General features: G+C 40.5%; 5 protein-coding genes. 4 read left to right on the top strand and 1 reads right to left on the bottom strand.

Annotated elements, in window-relative coordinates:
• Both HUF13_RS17185 and HUF13_RS17510 read left to right on the top strand, forming a co-directional pair.
• Positions 1 to 410, top strand: a 410-nt coding sequence (locus HUF13_RS17185; protein ID WP_173476235.1) for a DDE-type integrase/transposase/recombinase, incomplete at its 5' end; no start/stop codon positions are given.
• 101 nt (positions 411 to 511) lie between these two features.
• Positions 512 to 940 carry a hypothetical protein gene (locus HUF13_RS17510; protein ID WP_304039362.1) on the top strand — a complete coding sequence of 143 codons (429 nt, stop codon included), beginning with the start codon at positions 512 to 514 and terminating at the stop codon, positions 938 to 940.
• Positions 941 to 951: 11 nt separating this feature from the next.
• On the opposite strand, the gene HUF13_RS17175 is transcribed toward HUF13_RS17510, so the two are convergent.
• A complete protein-coding gene (locus tag HUF13_RS17175) occupies positions 952 to 1278 on the bottom strand; it encodes a hypothetical protein (protein ID WP_173476234.1) in 327 nt (108 codons plus the stop codon).
• A gap of 216 nt (positions 1279 to 1494) precedes the next feature.
• On the opposite strand from HUF13_RS17175, the gene HUF13_RS17170 reads away from it, so the two are divergent.
• Together HUF13_RS17170 and HUF13_RS17165 are read left to right on the top strand one after the other, a co-directional pair.
• Positions 1495 to 1725 (top strand): hypothetical protein, encoded by a 231-nt coding sequence (locus tag HUF13_RS17170; protein WP_173476233.1) that lies wholly within the window; start codon positions 1495 to 1497, stop codon positions 1723 to 1725.
• Positions 1726 to 1764: 39 nt separating this feature from the next.
• Complete coding sequence (locus HUF13_RS17165) at positions 1765 to 2364, top strand: master DNA invertase Mpi family serine-type recombinase (RefSeq protein ID WP_173476232.1); 600 nt, start codon at positions 1765 to 1767, stop codon at positions 2362 to 2364.
• The last annotated feature ends 14 nt before the right edge of the window (positions 2365 to 2378 follow it).

Here is a 2378-nt window from a genome sequence, read left to right as displayed (position 1 = left end):
TTTTGCAAAGCAACCGCAAGTTCCGCGTACTCAACGTCATCGACGACAGCGACCGTGTGGCCGTTGCACAGAAGGTTGCGCATTCCATACCGGCATCCCGCTTGATTCGATTCATGGAGGAAATCATTTGGGAGAAAGGCAAGCCGAGCAACATTCGCTGCGACAACGGTCCGGAATTCATTTCGCATAAATTTCAAGATTGGTGCGATGGGAACGGAATCAAAATTTTGTACACGCAGCCCGGGTGTCCGACTCAGAACAGCTACATCGAACGGTTTAACGGATCGTACCGAAGGGCTGTTCTTGACGCCTATATTTTCAGGACTTCACGACTCCTTAAACAACCTCGCTCCAATGGAGTATCGGTTGATGAGAACAGGGTGATTTTGTATACTTTAAACCAGTCCTAAAAATGGGTAGCTGACACTACAACAAGTTTGAAAGAGCCTGGAATAGTCAAAGCGCAGGCTCTGAATACGAGCTTTTCCTTGACCTTGCGGAAGTGATGGAAATGAAGGACTTTTTCACCATCACGAATGCGGCGGATGGCGCCTCCAAGGTAGATGAAGAAATCGAGACGGAAGCAGACCGCCAACAAAGAAAGTTCGACGAATGCCACGGCAAGAACGACGACATGGTGAACATGATGATGAGCCAGTACATGCTTGCCGCCTTGATGGATTTCGACAAGATGGACTACGAGCAAGTCAAGGAAATTTCCAGGGAGTGCGCCTTTACGGGTATGAACGGCATTTCGGTAAGTGGCGACAAGACATACACGCTGAAAGCGTTTCCGAGCAAAAAGTTCAGCGGCTACGAATTTCTCGCATACTATTACGTGAGCTGGGCAATCGCTGAACCAGAACACCTGCTTGACACGGGGCTGCCTTTCCACAAGGCTTATTCAATGGCCAGGCAAATGTGGGAGAAAAGAAAATAGTGGTTCAAGCTCTATTTTCTTACCAACACCAACTTTTTGTATAATTCATCGATACAAGTTTTCATTTCCTCAATGAAAGCATCCGCACAAGATGCGGAATCTTCGTATTTTTTACTAAATTCATTCATCAATTTTATAAACTCGTCCGTACCATCACATTCAATCAGTGAAGACTTGTAGCACACCGTAAAAAGGTGCATCAAAACAGGCATCTGACTTTTTTCGCCGTATTTTTCCGTGTAATAGTTCACAGCGAACGGCTTTACTTCTTTTAGAATAAGACTCGCATTAGAGTGAGAATTTTCTTTTCTAAATTCTTCAATAGCTTCTTTTAGCATTATTTAATCCTCTTCGCTCACAAATGGCATACAACTTGGTGGAGCGTTTCCAAATTGCAATGCAACAAACAATTCAGTTTGTTCCTTTAATGTAGAAAAAAGTAAATCAAATTGTTTCTTTTCTCTTTTTCGTCACAAAAAAAACATCTGTTGTTTGCACATTTCAAAGCAATCATTTGTTATCATTCAAAATCATCTCAACCTAAGAGGTTTTTAATGTTCTACAAAATGTCAAATCTAAAATCTGCAATCGCAAGTATGCCCCGAGCAATAGAGAAAAACGACAAAAGATTGCTTTATTATATCCACAGTACAGTCAAAGAACTTTTATTACATCTTGATGAAGAAAAGAAGATGCAAGACAGGACCAAACGCGAAAACGCCCAGCCTATTGTAGATGAAATAGAAAAAGTCCTAAAAAAATACCGCCTTAAACAAACCGAATAAAAAACAAATTTGCCATAAACATTTTTCATGAGGTATAAAATGATTTATGGCTATATTCGAGTAAGCACCGACAAACAGACTGTCGAAAACCAGCGATTTGAAATAAGCAACTTTTGTCGTAAGAACAATTTAAAAGTTGACGGATGGATTGAAGAAACCATAAGCGGAACAAAAAAAATCGACAAAAGGAAACTGGGCAATCTTCTGAATATGGTAAAAAAGGACGACCTAATCATCTGTGCAGAATTAAGTCGTCTTGGAAGAAACTTGTTTATGATAATGGATATTCTCAATATCTGCATGAATAAAGAATGTAAGGTCTGGACTATCAAAGACAATTACAGGTTAGGAGAAGATATTCAGAGCAAAGTTCTCGCATTTGCATTTGGACTAAGCGCAGAAATAGAACGTAATCTGATAAGCCAACGAACAAAAGAAGCTCTCAATTTGCGACGAAAGGAGGGAGTTATTTTGGGACGACCGAAAGGACGAAAGACTAGCCCTGAAAAACACAAATTATTCGGGAAAAAAGACGAAATCAACAGGCTACTTGCCAATGGAATCAGTCAGAGAAAAATCGCCAAGCATTACAATGTTGACAGAAATACGCTTGCAAGGTTCCTAGGAAAAATGAAGTAATTAAAGGAGCGTTT

The sequence above is a fragment of the Fibrobacter succinogenes genome, assembly GCF_902779965.1.
Taxonomy (GTDB): Bacteria; Fibrobacterota; Fibrobacteria; order Fibrobacterales; family Fibrobacteraceae; genus Fibrobacter; species Fibrobacter succinogenes_F.
Note: the sequence above shows the minus strand (reverse complement) of the source record. Positions and strands in the feature narration are given on the sequence as shown.

Coding starts and splice junctions, on each gene's coding strand:
- HUF13_RS17165 (WP_173476232.1), top strand. CDS start 1,765: ATGATTTATGGCTATATTCGAGTAAGCACCGACAAACAGACTGTCGAA.
- HUF13_RS17510 (WP_304039362.1), top strand. CDS start 512: ATGAAGGACTTTTTCACCATCACGAATGCGGCGGATGGCGCCTCCAAG.
- HUF13_RS17170 (WP_173476233.1), top strand. CDS start 1,495: ATGTTCTACAAAATGTCAAATCTAAAATCTGCAATCGCAAGTATGCCC.
- HUF13_RS17175 (WP_173476234.1), bottom strand. CDS start 1,278: ATGCTAAAAGAAGCTATTGAAGAATTTAGAAAAGAAAATTCTCACTCT.